Here is a 14,161-nt window from a genome sequence, read left to right as displayed (position 1 = left end):
CTGCCCGCCAGGGGCGGGGGCAAGAGGGCAAACGCTCATGGAAGCAGGTTCCGGGTGAGCCGGGCGGCCCGCTCCGGGTCCATCTCCCGCAGGATGCCCGCCGCCTGGTCGGGGCCCACCCGCCGCAGGAGGTAGAGCGCGTTCTGGTCACTAAGGCCGGCCAGGATCGCCGCGGCGTCCTTCGGGGGCAGGGAGCGGAACACGTCGACCGCGAAGTCGGCGTCCTGCTGCCCGCTCCGGAGGGTCTCGAGCGACGCCTCGAGCTCCTGCTGGCGCTGCCGGAGCTCCTCCTCCCGGGAGGCCAGCGCCTCCTCGCGGGCCTTGAGCTCCTGCTCGCGCGCCTGCAGCTGGGCGTCCTGGCGCTGGACCGCCTCCTCCCGGGCAGCCACCGCCGCCTCGCGGGCGGCGAGCGCCTCCTCCCGGGCCTTCAGCAGGTCCTCCGGACCCGGCGGAGGCTGCAGACCCTCCACCTGCACGCCGGCCCGCTGCAGCACGCCGGCCACCCAGGGCACGGACGCCACCCGGGCGACGAGCGTCCGGCGGTAGAGCCACCCTGCGGTGCCCAGCCCGGCTAGCAGGACCAGGACCACGGTCCACACGACGAGCCCCCAGCGCCGGCGGCGCCGGGGCTTCGGCGCCGGGCCCGCCACGGGCGCGGCCAGGGTCTTCAGCGCGCCGCCGGCCGGCGGGGTCGCTCCGGGCGCGGACCCCGTCTTCTGGGCGGCGGAACTCCCGCGGGACTGGGCGCCGCGCTCGGGCTCCGCTCCGTCCGCCGTCTTCCCGGGCGTGCCCACGGCCTACACCTCCTGCGTCGGGCTCTGGAGCCGGCTCTGTACAAGATCATCGGCCAGCGCCTGCTCGGACCTTAGCTCGTCCTGGCGGTGCTGCTGCAGGCGGCGTTCCCGCAGCCGCTCGAGCACCCTCGCCTCCTGCCGCGCCCGGACGAGTTCGTCCCGGCGCCGGGCCACCTCCGCCCGGGCCGCCTCCAGGAGGGTTCGGGCCTGCTCCCGCTCCTGCCCGAGCCGCTCGAGGTACCGCCGGAGCGGAGCCAGCTCCGCCACCGTGGCACCCTCCCGCTCCCGGGCGGCCAGGTCCTGCAGGCGCCGGCTCATCTCGCCCTCCAGGGCGTCCAGGTGCTCCCGGGCCTCGCGCTCCCGGGCCAGGGCAGCGGCGAGGGCGAGCCGGCGGACCCCGACGACCTGCTCGCGCAAATCGAGCACCCGCTGGAGGCGGAACCGGAACCGGGCCAACCGGCCTCACCCCCTGCCCCTCCCGGGATCAGGCCCCGGCCGGGGCGCCCGCATCTTCGAAGAGCGCCCGGAGGGCGCCGACGGCCTCGTCGAACCCGGACCGCTCGTCTGCCCGCTGCTGGAGGTACGCCTCCATCCGGGGAAGGAGGGCGATCGCCCGGTCGACCCGCTCGCTCGACCCGGGCTGGTAGGCGCCGATCTGGATGAGATCCTCGGCCTCCCGGTAGGTGGCCAAGGCGCTGCGGAAGCGGGCGGCCGCCTCCTGGTGCTCGGGCGTGGCCACGCGGGGCATGACCCGGCTCACGGAGGCGAGGACGTCGATGGCGGGGTAGTGGTTCAGGCTCGCCAGGCGGCGGCTGAGGACGATGTGCCCGTCCAGGATGCCCCGCACGGCGTCGGCGATGGGCTCGGTCATGTCGTCCCCGTCGACGAGGACGGTGTAGAACCCCGTGATGCTGCCCCGGGGGCCGGTACCGGCCCGCTCCAGGAGCCTCGGCAACAGGGAGAACACGGACGGCGTGTAGCCCCGGCTGGTCGGCGGCTCGCCGGCGGCGAGGCCGATCTCCCGCTGCGCCATCGCCAGGCGGGTCACGGAGTCCATGAGGAGGAGCACGTCGAGCCCCCGGTCCCGGAAGTACTCGGCGATCGCCGTGGCGAGGAAGGCGCCCTTGAGCCGCACCAGTGCCGGCCGGTCGGAGGTGGCCACCACCACCACCGACCGGGCGAGGCCCTCGGGGCCGAGGTCGGCCTCCAGGAACTCCCGCACCTCGCGGCCCCGCTCGCCCACCAGGGCGATCACGTTCACGTCGGCGGCGGTGCCCCGGGCCATCATCGCCAGCAGGGTGGACTTGCCCACCCCGGAGCCGGCGAAGATCCCGATGCGCTGCCCCCGCCCCACCGTGAGGAGGCCGTCGATCGCCCGCACCCCGACGGGGAGGGGCTCCGTGATCCGCCGCCGCTGCAGGGGCCCCGGTGGGGCGGCCGCGAGCGGGTACTCGGTCTCGGCCTCGACGGGGCCGCGCCCGTCCAGCGGCCGGCCCAGCCCGTCGAGCACCCGGCCCAGGAGGGCGGGCCCCACGGGCACCGTGAGCGGACGCCCGGCCGGGCGCACCTCCCAGCCCGGGGCGATCCCTCCGGCCTCGCCGAGCGGCATGAGCAGCGTGTGCCGGTCCCGGAAGCCGACGACCTCCGCCCAGAGGCCCTGGCCGGGCGCGCCGGGCGGAGAGATCCGGCACAGCTCGCCCACGCTGGCCCGCGGCCCCCGGGACTGGATGACCAGCCCGGTCACCCCGTCCACCCGGCCGACCAGCGGCAGGGGGTCGGCCTCCGCCACCCGCCGCAGCGCCTCCCGCATCACGCCTCGGGCACCTCCACGCCCAGCGCCGCGGCGATCTGGGCGACCTGCGCCTCCAGGCGCCCGTCCACTGTCCCGTGCTCCGACTCCACCACGAACTCGCCCGGCGCGAGTGAAGCGTCCGGGACGACGGCCACCCCGGCCGGGGCCGGGGCGCCCACGGCGAGGCGCCCGGCGTCCGCCGGATTCACCCGCAGCCGCGCCTCGCCGGCCCCCCGGACCTTCTCGAGAGCCGCCGCCACCATGCCGGCGATTGCCTCGGGACGCAGGCGGATCTCCTCCCGCAGCACGCGGCGCGCGATCGCCAGGGCGAGGCGGACGAGATCCGGTTCCAGCTCGGCGAGGCGCTGCTGCCAGCGGGCCCGGGCCTCAGCGGTGATCCGCTCGGCCTCCGCCCGGGCAGCGGCCAGGATCGCCTCGGCCTCCTGCCGCGCGGCGGCCATGCCTTCCTCCCGACCCTGGCGGCGCCCCTCGGCACGCCCCTCCTCGCGGGCCTGCTCGCGGATGGCCGCGGCGGACCGCTCGGCCGCGGCCACGATCGCGGCCGCCTCCGCTTCAGCCTGCTCCCGGCGAGCGCGGGCCGCCTCCTCGGCCTCGGCCAGGAGCCCCGCGGCGCGCTCCTCGAGGGCGGCGGCTCGCCGGCGCGCCTCGGCGAGGAGCGCCTCGTCCGCAGCGGGGGCGGGCCCGTCGCTGCGCATGCCGGGGAGCGGGACCGTCCCGACTGCCTCCCGGCGGGGGCCGGGCCGGGTGACGCCGCGGGGGATGGCCCGGTCGGCCTTGATGACGCGGAAGCCCTCGCTAAACAACGATGTCCTCCCCCCCGCCCCGGGCGATGATGATCTCGCCCTCTTCCTCGAGCCGCCGGATGATGTTCACGATCTTCTGCTGGGCCTCTTCCACGTCCCGCAGGCGCACCGGACCCAAGAACTCCATGTTCTCCCGCAGGTTCTCGCCGGCGCGCTTGGAGATGTTCTGGAAGATCTTCTGCTTGACCTCGTCGCTGGCCACCTTGAGCGCGAGCGGCAGGTCCCGGGACATGTCGACCTCGCGCAGGACCCGCTGCACGGAGCGGTTGTCGAGGTGCACGATGTCCTCGAAGAGGAACATCCGCTTCTTGATCTCCTCGGCCAGCACCGGGTCCTGGATGGACAGGGCTTCCATGATCGTCTTCTCCGTGGTCCGGTCGACCCGGTTGAGGATCTCCACCACGTTCTCCACCCCGCCGGCGGCCGTGAAGTCCTGGCTCACCAGGGAGGCGAGCTTGCGCTCCAGCACCCGCTCCACCTCGTGCAGCACGTCGGGGCTGGTGCGGTCCATGATGGCGATCCGCCGGGCCACGTCGACCTGCCGCTCCGGGGGCAGGGCGGAGAGGATGACGGCAGCCTGCTCCGGGTGCAGGTACGCCATGATGAGGGCGATGGTCTGCGGGTGCTCGTTCTGGATGAAGGAGAGGACCTGGCCGGGATCCGCCTTGCGCATGAAGTCGAACGGGCGGACCTGGAGCGAGGCGGTGAGGCGCTGCAGGATCTCCATGGCCTTGGCAGGCCCCAGCGCCTTCTCGAGGATGCTGCGGGCGTAGTCGAGACCGCCGTGGGAGATGTACTCCTGCGCCACCGCCAGCTGGTAGAACTCGTGCAGGACGGCGTCGCGGCGGGGGGGCGGGACCTCCCGCTGGTTGGCGATCTCGAGGCTGACGATCTCGATCTCCTCCTGGCTCAGGTGCTTGAAGACCTTGGCCGCCAGCTCGGGACCGATCGCGATGAGGAACATCGCCGCCTTCTGCTTCCCGGTGAGCGCCTGCTGCCCCGGAAGGAGCGGGCGGGCGCCTTCACGCTGCGCTGTCGCCGCCAGTGGCATCGCCGTCACCTACTGGATCAGTTTTCGGAGAGCCAGGCCCGGATCAGCTGCGCCACCATCTCCGGCCGGGCCTGCACGAGCTTCTCGACCTCTTCGCGGAGTCGCTTGCGCGCCGGGTCCCCGCCGAGCTGGGCCAGGAACTCGGCGCCGAGCAGGATCCGCTCCGCTTCCTCCTCGGCCGCCGCGGCCTGCATAGCGGCCGCCGCCTCGGGCAGCACGACCGGGGTCGTGGGCCCAGGCGCCCCCATCCCCACCGCCGGCACCTCGGCGGGAGCGGGAACGGCCTCGGCCCGGCGCCGCCGCATCCAGGCCAGGAGCAGGAGCCCCAGGACCAGCGCCGCCGCGATCGCCGCCACCACGACCCCCGGCGACGGGCGCCGCTCGGGAGCGGGCGCCGGCTTCTCCCGGAAGAGCTCGGCCACGGGGTTGCGGAAGGGAAGCGGGGCGATGGTCACGTTCTCGACGGGTGCGCCGCTGGCCCGGGCCACCGCGTCGCGGATGCTGGCGAGCTGCTGCGGCGTCGCTCCGCCGAGCACCTCCTGGTTCACGAACACCCCGACCGAGATGGACTCGATCCGGCCGGGCGGCACGACCTCGACGGTCGTGGTCTTGTTCAGCTCATAGTTGGCGGTCTCGTCCCGCCGCTCGAAGTTCGACTCGCCGGTGCCCCCGGCAGGCGTCTGCACGGTCGGCGGGTTGGCGGCGTTCGCGTCGACTCCCGCCGGCGGTAGCCCCGGGACCGTACCCGTACCCGAGAAGGTCTGCTCGGACACCTGCCTGCTGCGGATCTGGGGCTGCTCGAAGCGCGTGCTCTCCGTCTGGCTCCGCTGGAAGTTGAGGCGCACGCTCACCATGACGGAGCTGTTCCCGGGACCGAAGACGGGATCGAGCACACGCCGCTGGAGGTTGTCCTCCAGGGCGCGCTGGAAGGCCAGCTGCGCCTGCAGCTGGTCGCCGGTCTGCGGCACCCCTTCGGGCGAGGTCTCGCCTCGCAGGCCGACGGCCAGGGTCCGCCCGCCGTTGTCGATGACGATGACGTTCTGCGGGTCGAGATCCGGTACCGAGGCCGCCAGGAAGCGGACGATGCCGTCCACCTCCCGGGGGCTCAGCTCGGCCCCCGGCTTGGGCTGGACCATCACCGCGGCCTTGACGGGCTTCTTCTCCCGGACGAAGACGGATTGCTCGGGAATCGACAGGTGGACCACGGCCGCCTCGAGGGGCGCCAGCCGGGCGATCGTCCGGCTGAGCTCGCCCTGCATCGCCCGGAGGAGGGCGACCTTGCGGTCGAACTCCGTCGCCGCCAGGTTCGTGCGGTCAAAAAGCTCCCATCCCACCGGCTGGCGGGGAAGTCCCGCCTGCGCGAGAGCCAGCTGTGCGTCGAGGACCTGATCCTCGGGGACGAGGAGGGTGGCACCGTCCGGGGCCGTGCGGTAGGGGATCTTCGCCTCCTTCAGCTTCTGTACCACCAGGGCCGTGTCAGATCCCCCGTAGGGCTGACCCGGCAGAGGTACGAGGCGTGGACCTCTCCCCGGGACAGCCACGACCGCAGCGATCACGAGCGCTGCCACGAGCCCGAGGACCAGGCCCTTGACCCAGCCAGGCCACCGACTCCACAGTTCCCTGGCCTGGGACCAAGCCCGCTGAAGCCACCCCGCCACTGGTTCAACCCCTTTGATCTAGGAGGTCCTGGTCCTCCCCCCACCCAGGAACTAGAGCGGCATCCGCATGATTTCCTGATACGCCTCGAGGGCGCGGTTCCGCACGCTCACCAGGAGCTGGAGACTCAACGTCGCCTTCTCGGAGGCGATGACCACCTGGGCGAGGTCCGTCACCTGGCCCGCCGCCAGCCGGTCCCCTGCTCGTGCGGCTGCCCGCTGTGCCGCCTCGACCCCGGCCAGCGCCTCGCGCAGGTACTCGCTGAAGGACATCTCGCGGTCGGACGCCGCCCCGGCCGGTCCCCCCGACCTGCCGGCAAGGGCATCCGAGAGCCCGTCGAGTCGAGAGCCGATCACGAGGTCAACCATGGGCCGTTACCTCCCGATCTCCAGGGCCCGGACCATCATGGCCTTCGTCGCGTTCAGGGCGGTGACGTTCGCCTCGTACGCCCGGGTCGCACCGATCAGGTCCACCATCTCGGTGATCGGGTCGACGTTGGGCAGCTCCACGTACCCGTCCGGCCCGGCGTCCGGGTGCGCGGGGTCGTACTTCCGCCGGGTGGGCGACGGGTCCGTCGCCACCCGGACCACCCGGACGCCATCCCCGATCGCCGCCGGCTGCGGCCCCCAGGGCCCGGCCCCGGTTTCGCCGAGGAAGCGGGCCAGCCACGTCCCGAAGTCGGGCTGGGGTTCCCGGGCGGCCAGCACGACCACGCGGCGGCGGTACGGACCCGGGCCGTCCGCGGTGCGGGTCGTGTTCGCGTTGGCGATGTTGTTGGCGATCACGTCCATCCGCAGGCGCTCGGCGGTCAGCCCGCTGGCGCTGATCTCGAGTCCCCGGAACCAGGCCGTCCACACGGGTTACCGCCTCCCTTCCGTGACCGCCAGGCGCAGCCGCCCGAACTCGTCCCCGATCTGCCGGCTGAGCGCCCAGTACCAGAGCTGGTTGGCCGCCACCCGGGCCATCTCGGCCTCCAGGTCGACGTTGTTCCCGTCGGCCCGCGCGCTGTGGGACGCGTCCCGCCAGACCACAGGCGCGACTGCCTCGGGACCCGCCGGGGTGGGCGCCGGGATGTGGCGAGGATCGGTGGTCACGAGGCGCAGGCGAGTCTCCCGGCCCTCCCGCGCCGCCAGCGCGCTGGCGAGCGCGTCCTCGAAGGTCACCCGCAGCGCCTTGTACCCGGGCGTGTTCACGTTCGCCAGGTTCTGCGCCAGGGCCTGCTGCCGGAGGGCCGACGCCCCCAGCGCCCGCTCCAGGATCCCGATGTGCTCCGTGAAGACCTGCACGGCGTCACCCCCGCCGGCTACGTCGCGCCAGGGGATTGTTCCCAGGCATGCATGGTCCTGCCTTCGACACGTGGAAGTGACATTCCTGCTGCTCGTTGCGAGACATTACGGGGAGATCCGGGCGCCCTGTACCAGGCGTGTAACACACGTTGACTTCGACGCCAGCATCCAACCTTCCTTCCAGCTTTACACGTACCCATGCAAAAAGTGCCAGGAGGTTCGCGAAGTGGAACCTCCTGGCACCGCGGCAGGCGGCCGCCCTCAGCGCATCTTCCGCAGTTCCTCGATCAGGCGGTCGTTGAGCACCTTGATGTGGGTACCCTTCATCCCGAGCGACCGGCTCTCGATCACCCCGGCGCTCTCGAACTTGCGCAGGGCGTTCACGATCACCGAGCGGGTGATGCCGACCCGATCGGCGATCTTGGAGGCCACGAGCAGCCCCTCGTTGCCCTCGAGCTCGTCGAAGATGTGCTGGACGGCCTCGAGCTCCGAGTACGACAGCGTGCCCAGGGCCACCTGGACCGCCGCCTTCTTCCGGGCCTCCTCCTCCATCTCCGCCGCGTGCGCCCGCAGGATCTCCATGCCCACGACGGTGGCGCCGAGTTCGGCGAGGATCAGCTCCTCGTCGCCGAACTGGCCCTCCGAGCGGCCCAGGATGAGGGTGCCGAGCCGCTCGCCGCCGCCGCCGATCGGGACGATGGTCACCACCGGCTCCTCGAAGTACAGCTCCTGCCCCTCCTTGACGAGGGTGAGCCGGTCCAGCTTCGTGTTCGGGGTCGTTTCGTCGATCTTCATCAGCCGGTTGTTCACGTCCTCCGGGAGCATCGCTCCGGTGACCGAACCGTCGGCGAACCCGTGGCGGACGCCGCTGCCGAGGATCTTCCCCTTGCGGGAAGCCACGTACACGTTGGCCCCGAGGAGCTCGGACAGCACCTCGGCCATCTCGTTGAAGTCGACGGCCGTTCCGGCGCTACGCTGCAGGAGTCGGTTGATCCGGCGCGTCTTTTCGAGCAAGCTTTCCATGAATGTGCCTCCATTCTCCGGCGGATTCAAAGGATGAAGCGGCTGACATCACGCTGTGCGACGATGCCTGCCAACTTTTCTTCCACATACTTGCGATCCACGACCACGACGGCGGGCGCCCCGTCCGGGGCCTCGAAAGCCACGTCCTCGAGAAGGCGCTCCATCACCGTGTGGAGGCGCCGGGCCCCGATGTCCTCGGACTCGGCGTTCACCTGGGCGGCAACCCGGGCGATCGCCCGGATGCCGTCCTCCGTGAAGCGCAGGTCCACGCCGTCGGCGGCCAGGAGCGCCTGATACTGGCGGGTGAGCGAGTTCTCGGGTTCCGTCAGGATGCGGACGAAGTCCGCTTCGCCAAGCGGCGTCAGTTCCACCCGGATCGGGAAGCGTCCCTGCAGTTCCGGGATGAGGTCGGAGGGCTTGGACACGTGGAAGGCCCCGGCCGCGATGAACAGGATGTGATCCGTCTTCACCGGGCCGTACTTCGTCATCACCGTCGAACCTTCCACGATCGGGAGGATGTCCCGCTGGACCCCTTCCCGCGACACGTCCGGCCCGTGCCCGGATTCCCGGCCTGCGATCTTGTCGATCTCGTCGATGAAGATGATCCCGTGGTTCTCGGCGCGGTGCACCGCCTCGGCGGCAACCCGGTCCATGTCGATGAGCCGGGAAGCCTCTTGCTGGAGCAGGATCTCCCGCGCCTCCGCCACCGTCACCTTGCGCCGGCGCCGCCGGTGCGGGAGCAGGCCGCCGAGGAGTTCCTGGAAGTTGACCCCCATCCCCTCCAGGCCTTGCCCGGAGAAGACCTCCAGGACGGGAGGACCGGTCTCCTCCACCTCGATCTCGACCCACTCGCCCTCGAGCTCGCCGGCGTCGAGGCGAGCCGCGACCTCCCGCCGGCGCTCGGAGGCCTCCCGGCGCCGGCGAAGCAGGTCTTCGTCCTGCTCCTGGGTGGCAGGGCCACCTCCGAACCCGAAAAGGGCCTCCAGCGGATTGCGGGGCGTACGGTGCTCCGGGCCGGGAAGGGGCACGAGCACGTCCAGCAGGCGCTCCCGGGCGCCCTTCGCCGCCCGCTCCCTCACCGCCTCCACCTTCTCCGCCTTGACCATCCGGACGGCGGTCTCCACCAGGTCGCGCACCATGGACTCCACGTCACGGCCCACGTAGCCGACCTCGGTGTACTTGGTCGCCTCGACCTTCACGAACGGCGCCCCGACCAGACGGGCGAGCCGGCGGGCGATCTCCGTCTTGCCCACTCCGGTTGGCCCGATCATCAGGATGTTCTTCGGCATCACCTCGTTCTGGAGCTCGGGAGGCAGGCGGCTCCGGCGGTAGCGGCTGCGCAGCGCCACGGCCACCGCCCGCTTCGCCGCGGCCTGCCCGACGATGTACTTGTCCAGCTCGGCAACGATCTGCCGGGGGGTCAACTCGGTCAAGCGGGGCCGACCTCCTCCACCGTCACCTGATCGTTGGTGTACACGCAGATGGAGGCGGCGATGCGGAGCGACTCCTCGGCGATCTCCCGGGCGCTGAGCCCGGAGTGCCGCACGAGCGCCCGCGCGGCGGCCAGCGCGTAGGCGGCGCCGGACCCGGCCGACGCGATCCCGTCATCAGGCTCCAGCACCTCGCCGCTGCCCGAAACCAGCAGCAGGTGGTGGGCGTCCATGACGATCAGGATCGCCTCCAGCTGACGCAGGATCCGGTCGGTCCGCCACTCCCTGGCCACGGCCACGGCGGCGCGGGGTAGGTGCCCTCGTGCCTCCTCCAGCCGGGCCTCGAACTTCTCGAACAGGGTGAGGGCATCCGCCACGGCCCCGGCGAACCCGGCGAGGACCTGACCTCCGTAGATGCGACGCACCTTTCGGGCCGTGTGCTTGACGATCGTGTTCTGCCCCATCGTCACCTGGCCGTCTCCCGCCATGGCGCCACGGCCGTCACGGCGCACGGCCACGATGGTGGTGCCCGAAAACACCGGCAGCCCCCTTCCACCGCAGGTGCTGACGTGGCTGGAACATGAACGCAACGCTAGAACCGGACGGTTGAGCGGTCGCCAGCGGGAGCCGATGACCGTGGGGCGACCTCCCGCCCCATCCAACCATCTCCCAGCCCTTGCACAAGTGGCATTCTATCATAGGGATACCCACCGAGGCAAGACTACTATTCGTAAAATTGTAGGCAACGGTGACAACGAGCCGGGGTGCCTGACCATGGCTAGCGGTGAGGGGCAATTACGACCTCAGGTCTCGTTTTTTCGCGCCGTGGTGGCCTCCGAAACGGTCATTTCCTGTCCTACGCCGGCCGGCTCCGGCTCGATCACCGGCAAGAAGGCCTCCAGGGCGCGCAGCGCGGCCTCGGCGGCACGACGGTGACGCTCCCGCTTGCCCCCGGAGCCAGGGACCGGCGGAAGCAGGCCGAAGGCGATGTTCATCGGCTGGAAGTTCTCCGGGTCCGCCTCCGTGATGTAGCGCGCCAGGGCTCCGACGGCCGTCTCGGGCGGGAACACGACCGGATCCTGACCGAGGGCGAGGCGGGCGGCGTTCACCCCGGCCACGAGGCCACCCGCCGCCGACTCGACGTAGCCCTCCACGCCGGTCATCTGCCCGGCGAAGAAGAGGGTGGGGCGCCTGCGGGTCTGGAGGGTCGGCAGCAGGACGCGCGGCGACTTGATGAACGTGTTCCGGTGCATCACGCCGAAGCGCACGAACTCTGCCCGCTCCAGCCCCGGGATCATCCGGAAGATGCGCTGCTGCTCGCCCCAGCGCAGCCCCGTCTGGAAGCCGACCAGGTTGTACAGCGTGGCCGCAGCGTTGTCCTGCCGCAGCTGCACGACGGCGTACGGCTCCCGCCCGGTCCGGGGGTCGGGCAGGCCGACCGGCTTCATCGGGCCGAAGCGGAGGGTGTCGGGCCCCCGGCGCGCCAGCTCCTCGACGGGCAGGCACCCCTCGAAGAAGCACACGTTGCGGTCCTCCGGATTGTGGGGCGTGGCCACCTCCGCCCGCACCAGCTCGGACCAGAACGCCTCGTACTCCTCCCGGGTCATCGGCGCGTTGAGGTACTCGGTGCCCTCGCCCTTCCCGTAGCGCGAGGCCCTGTACAGCTTCGTCATGTCCAGGGACTCCACCGTCACGATGGGCGAGGCCGCGTCGTAAAACGACAGGTACTCCTCCCCCGTGAACCGGCGGATGTCCTCGGCCAGCGCATCGGAAGTGAGCGGGCCGGTCGCGATCACCACGATCCCCTCGGGCGGGATCTGCCGGACCTCCTCCCGGTGGATGGTCACCAGCGGGTGCTCCTCCAGGGCGCGGGTGACCGCCGCGGAGAAGCCCTCGCGGTCGACGGCGAGAGCCCCGCCGGCGGGTACCGCGTTCGCGTCGGCGGCCGCCATGATGAGGGAGCCGAGCCGGCGCAGCTCCTCCTTGAGGAGCCCGGCCGCGTTCTCCAGCGCTGCTCCCCGCAGGGAGTTCGAGCACACGAGCTCCGCGAAGCGATCTGTGCGGTGCACGGCCGTGCTCCGGACCGGGCGCATCTCGTACAGGTGCACCCGGACGCCCCGGCGGGCCGCCTGCCAGGCCGCTTCGCTGCCCGCCAGGCCGGCGCCGATCACCGTGATCACGACGGGATCTCCTCCAGCTCCGGCGCGGGCTCCCGGAACCCGCACTCCTCCCGGATGCAGGCGTGAACCAGGCCCTCCTCCCGGGTGCGACGCTCGACGAGGATGCCGCCGCACTCCGGGCAGTACCGTCCCGGCACGGGCCGCTGCCACACCACGAAGTCGCACTCCGGGTACCGGGAGCAACCGTAGAACCGGCGCCCCTTCCGGCTCCGGCGCTCCACCAGCACCCCTTGCCCGCAGGCGGGGCACGTCACGCCGGTCTCCTCCAGGATCGGCTTGGTGAACTTGCACTCGGGGAACCCGGGGCAGGCCATGAACCGGCCGAAGCGCCCGTACTTGATCACGAGCCTGCGCCCGCAGCGCGGGCAGGTTTCGTCCGTCTCCTCGTCCTGAAGCTCGAAGCCGCCGATCTTCTCCTCGGCCTCCCGGAGGGTGGCCTCGAACGGCCCGTAGAACCGCGTCAGGAGCTCCTGCCAGTGCTCCTGGCCCTCCTCGATCCGGTCGAGCTCCGCCTCCATGTGCGCCGTGAACTCCACGTCGATGATCTCCGGGAAGTACTCCTTGAGGAGCTCGACCACCCTCTCGCCGAGCTCGGTGGGCACGAAGCGCTTGTCCTCCTTCACCACGTACCCCCGGGCCTGGATGGTCTCGATGATCGGCGCGTAGGTCGACGGCCGGCCGATGCCCCGCTCCTCCAGGGCCTTGACCAGCGCGGCCTCCGTGTACCGGGGCGGCGGCGACGTGAAGTGCTGCTCGGGGATCAGCTTCCGGAGCTCGAGCACCTGGCCCTCGCTGAGGTCGGGCAGGTGCCCCTCCTCCGCCGCCGGGCGCTCCTCGTCCTCGGCCTCCGCGTAGACGGCGAGGAAGCCCGGGAAGCGCACCGCCGACCCGCTGGCCCGGAACAGGTGCTCCCCCACCCGGATGTCGGCGCTCACCGTGTCGAGCACGGCGGGCGCCATCTGCGAGGCGACGAACCGCTCCCAGATCAGCCGGTACAGCTTGTACTGGTCCGGCGTGAGGTACGGGCGGACCGTGTCCGGCGTGAGGGTCACGTTCGTGGGCCGGATCGCCTCGTGCGCCCCCTGCACGCCCGGCCGCTCCTTCTCCTCCCGGCGCTCCTCGCCGCCGGCGTACTCCTCTCCCCACGTGGCCACGATGAACTCCCGGGCGGCGAGACGGGCCTCCTCGGCGATGCGGGTGGCGTCGGTGCGGATGTAGGTGACCAGACCCACGTGCCCGATCTCGCCGAGATCGAGACCCTCGTAAAGCTGCTGCGCCACGGCCATCGTCCGCCGGACCGTGAACCCGAGCCGGCGGGAGGCCTCCTGCTGCATCGTCGAGGTCGTGAAGGGAAGGGCCGGGGAACGGCGGCGCTTCTGGCGGCGTACGGCCTCGACCTTCCACGGGCCGGCCTGTACGGCGAGGACCACGGCCCGGGCCTCCGCCTCGCTCTTGAGTTCCGCTTTCTCGTCGCCTTTCCCGTGGTACCGGGCACGGAAGGGCGCCTCCTCGGGTCCTGGCGCCAGCAGCGCGTCGACCGTCCAGTACTCCACCGGTGTGAAGGCCCGGATCTCCGCCTCCCGGTCGCAGATCAGGCGCACCGCCACCGACTGCACCCGCCCGGCCGAAAGGCCCCGCCGGACTTTCTTCCAGAGGAGCGGGCTCAGCTTGTAGCCCACCAGGCGGTCCAGGATGCGCCGGGCCTGCTGCGCCTCCACCCGGTTCCGGTCGATCGGGCGGGGCGACTTGAGCGCCTTCTGCACGGCATCGCGGGTGATCTCGTAGAACTCGATCCGGCAGGGGCTCTCGCTGTCCAGGCCCAGGACCTGGGTCAGGTGCCAGGAGATCGCCTCCCCCTCGCGGTCGGGGTCGGTGGCCAGCAGGACCCGATCCGCCTTGCGGGCCTGCTCCCTCAGCTCCTTCAGCGTCTCGCCCTTGCCCCGGATGGTGATGTACTTGGGCGAGAAGCCGTGCTCGATGTCCACGCCCAGCTGGGAACGGGGCAGATCCCGCACGTGGCCCATGGAGGCGCGGACCTGGTACTGGCGCCCCAGGAACTTCTCGATGGTCTTCGCCTTGGCGGGCGACTCGACGATGACAAGTGACCTGCCCACGCTCGCTGTTC

At 71.8% G+C, this 14,161-nt stretch carries 14 protein-coding genes; all 14 read right to left on the bottom strand.

Annotated features, from left to right (window positions below; all coding sequences use genetic code 11):
- Positions 1–35: 35 nt before the first annotated feature.
- On the bottom strand, positions 36–794 hold the full coding sequence (locus caldi_RS02230; RefSeq protein WP_264843487.1) for a MotE family protein: 759 nt from the start codon (positions 792–794) through the stop codon (positions 36–38).
- Positions 795–797: 3 nt separating this feature from the next.
- Positions 798–1,250, bottom strand: coding sequence for a flagellar export protein FliJ (gene fliJ / locus caldi_RS02225; RefSeq protein WP_264843486.1), 453 nt, complete (start codon positions 1,248–1,250; stop codon positions 798–800).
- Between the two features lie 28 nt (positions 1,251–1,278).
- Entirely contained in the window at positions 1,279–2,604 is a 1,326-nt protein-coding gene (gene fliI, locus caldi_RS02220; RefSeq protein WP_264844712.1) for a flagellar protein export ATPase FliI, read from the bottom strand.
- Positions 2,604–3,410: a FliH/SctL family protein gene (locus caldi_RS02215; RefSeq protein ID WP_264843485.1), complete on the bottom strand. Its 807-nt coding sequence runs from the start codon at positions 3,408–3,410 to the stop codon at positions 2,604–2,606. The genes fliI and caldi_RS02215 overlap by 1 nt, the downstream gene beginning before the upstream one ends.
- On the bottom strand, positions 3,403–4,461 hold the full coding sequence (gene fliG / locus caldi_RS02210) for a flagellar motor switch protein FliG (RefSeq protein ID WP_264843484.1): 1,059 nt from the start codon (positions 4,459–4,461) through the stop codon (positions 3,403–3,405). The genes caldi_RS02215 and fliG overlap by 8 nt, the downstream gene beginning before the upstream one ends.
- A 17-nt stretch (positions 4,462–4,478) precedes the next feature.
- Positions 4,479–6,119 carry a flagellar basal-body MS-ring/collar protein FliF gene (gene fliF, locus caldi_RS02205; protein WP_264843483.1) on the bottom strand — a complete coding sequence of 547 codons (1,641 nt, stop codon included), beginning with the start codon at positions 6,117–6,119 and terminating at the stop codon, positions 4,479–4,481.
- A 51-nt stretch (positions 6,120–6,170) separates the two neighbouring features.
- A complete protein-coding gene (gene fliE, locus caldi_RS02200) occupies positions 6,171–6,485 on the bottom strand; it encodes a flagellar hook-basal body complex protein FliE (protein WP_264843482.1) in 315 nt (104 codons plus the stop codon).
- Positions 6,486–6,491: 6 nt separating this feature from the next.
- Positions 6,492–6,974 carry a flagellar basal body rod protein FlgC gene (gene flgC / locus caldi_RS02195; protein ID WP_264843481.1) on the bottom strand — a complete coding sequence of 161 codons (483 nt, stop codon included), beginning with the start codon at positions 6,972–6,974 and terminating at the stop codon, positions 6,492–6,494.
- Between the two features lie 3 nt (positions 6,975–6,977).
- Positions 6,978–7,403, bottom strand: coding sequence for a flagellar basal body rod protein FlgB (gene flgB, locus caldi_RS02190; RefSeq protein ID WP_264843480.1), 426 nt, complete (start codon positions 7,401–7,403; stop codon positions 6,978–6,980).
- A 261-nt stretch (positions 7,404–7,664) separates the two neighbouring features.
- Positions 7,665–8,426, bottom strand: a complete 762-nt coding sequence (codY, locus tag caldi_RS02185) for a GTP-sensing pleiotropic transcriptional regulator CodY (RefSeq protein ID WP_264843479.1) — start codon at positions 8,424–8,426, stop codon at positions 7,665–7,667.
- A 26-nt stretch (positions 8,427–8,452) separates the two neighbouring features.
- Complete coding sequence (gene hslU / locus caldi_RS02180; protein WP_264843478.1) at positions 8,453–9,859, bottom strand: ATP-dependent protease ATPase subunit HslU; 1,407 nt, start codon at positions 9,857–9,859, stop codon at positions 8,453–8,455.
- The gene (gene hslV, locus caldi_RS02175; RefSeq protein WP_264843477.1) at positions 9,856–10,395 is read right to left on the bottom strand and encodes an ATP-dependent protease subunit HslV; all 540 of its coding nucleotides are present in this window, start codon (positions 10,393–10,395) and stop codon (positions 9,856–9,858) included. The genes hslU and hslV overlap by 4 nt, the downstream gene beginning before the upstream one ends.
- Before the next feature lie 264 nt (positions 10,396–10,659).
- Positions 10,660–12,036, bottom strand: coding sequence for a methylenetetrahydrofolate--tRNA-(uracil(54)-C(5))-methyltransferase (FADH(2)-oxidizing) TrmFO (trmFO, locus tag caldi_RS02170; RefSeq protein WP_264843476.1), 1,377 nt, complete (start codon positions 12,034–12,036; stop codon positions 10,660–10,662).
- Complete coding sequence (gene topA, locus caldi_RS02165; RefSeq protein ID WP_264843475.1) at positions 12,033–14,150, bottom strand: type I DNA topoisomerase; 2,118 nt, start codon at positions 14,148–14,150, stop codon at positions 12,033–12,035. The genes trmFO and topA overlap by 4 nt, the downstream gene beginning before the upstream one ends.
- Between the last annotated feature and the right edge of the window lie 11 nt (positions 14,151–14,161).

This window comes from Caldinitratiruptor microaerophilus (assembly GCF_025999835.1).
Taxonomy (GTDB): domain Bacteria; phylum Bacillota; class Sulfobacillia; order Symbiobacteriales; family ZC4RG38; genus Caldinitratiruptor; species Caldinitratiruptor microaerophilus.
Note: the sequence above shows the minus strand (reverse complement) of the source record. Positions and strands in the feature narration are given on the sequence as shown.